This window comes from Streptomyces sp. KLMMK, assembly GCF_036961605.1.
Taxonomy (GTDB): Bacteria; Actinomycetota; Actinomycetes; order Streptomycetales; family Streptomycetaceae; genus Streptomyces; species Streptomyces telluris.
In genome coordinates this window covers 1-1,377 of the sequence record NZ_JBAMDC010000737.1, presented here as the reverse complement: position 1 = coordinate 1,377, position 1,377 = coordinate 1, and the positions used below count along the sequence as shown (strand labels likewise).

The following is a 1,377-nucleotide window of genomic DNA, read 5'->3' as shown; positions in this document are numbered from 1 at the left end:
CGGCCGGTCCCGTCGGCCCCGAAGGTCCCGTCACTCCCACGGCCACTGCCCCTCCCTGCCCCGGCCGGGCCCCCGCCGGAGAGCCGGCCGGAGACCCGGCCACACCCGGACTTCCCAATGCCCCGCTTTATACATATTCATCGGTAAAACTGTCTTTCGTGACAGTGAACGAGAGCGGAACCCTGCCCACCGCGCAGGTCGGCGTCATCGTCATCGGGTTCAACGACGCCGGCCACATCCGCGACGCCGTCCGCTCCGCACTCGCCCAGGGGCCGGCCGTCGCCGAGGTCATCGCCGTCGACGACGCCTCCACCGACGGCACCGCCGCGATCCTCGACGAGCTGGCCGACGGAGACCCGCGCCTGCGCGTCATCCACCGCGCGGCCAACAGCGGCGGCTGCGGCACCCCCCGCAACGACGGCGTACGGGCCGCCACCGCCCCGTACGTGATGTTCCTCGACAGCGACGACACCCTCCCCGAGGGCGCCGTCGACGCCCTCCTCGCCGCCGCCCTGCACCACCGCGCCCCCGTGGCGGCCGGCCTGTGCGTGCGCCGCGAACTCCCCCAGCGGCGCGACACCGGCTGGCAGCCCGCCCTCTACCGGCGGGCCGCCGTGCACAGCAGCCCCGAGGCCCGCCCGGCGCTCCTGCGCGACACCCTGTGCGTCAACAAGCTCTACGCGCGGGACTTCCTCGCCGAGCACGGCATCGCCTTCCCCGAAGGGCGCTTCCTCTACGAGGACTTCGTCTTCACGGCCCGGGTCATGGCGGCCGCGCCGCGCGTGGCGACCGTCACCGACACCGTCTACGTCTGGCACGTGCGGCGCGACGCCGCCGCGCCCTCGATGTCCCTGGACCGCGAGCGCATCGCCAACTGGCAGGCGCGCGTGGCCGCCCACCGGCGCAGCGTCGACGTCTTCCTCGACGCGGGCAGCAAGCCCCTCGCCCGCGCCGCCCGGGTGAAGTTCCTCGACCACGACCTGCGGATGTACGTGCGCGAACTGCCCCTGCGCAGCGCCGGATACCGGCACGCGTGGTGGCGCGTGACCCGCGGCTACCTCGCCGGCTACGAGGAGGCCGAGCTGAGCGCCGCCCGGCCGCCCGCCCGGTGGATCGCCCGGGTCGTGCTGGCCGCGGAGGCCCCGCGGGACCTGGGGCGGCTGGCCCAGCTCGCCGCCCGGCCCGCACGGCTGCTGCCGCCGTACGCCGAGGACGACGCCGTCCCCGTCTGGTCGGCCGACCTGCCCGGGGCCGCGCTGGACGGCGTCCTCGGGCCGGAGGCCGTGCCGCCGCACCACCTGCCGGTGACCGTGGACGCCGAACTGCGCCTCGCGGCCCGGGCCCGCGCCCGGCTGCGGCTGCGCGTCCACGACCTCT

At 75.9% G+C, this 1,377-nt stretch carries 1 protein-coding gene; it reads left to right on the top strand.

The features are described 5' to 3' along the window. Nucleotides 1-158 precede the first annotated feature (158 nt). Nucleotides 159-1,377, top strand: a 1,219-nt coding sequence (locus V7793_RS37600) for a glycosyltransferase family 2 protein (protein ID WP_336014240.1), incomplete at its 3' end; no start/stop codon positions are given.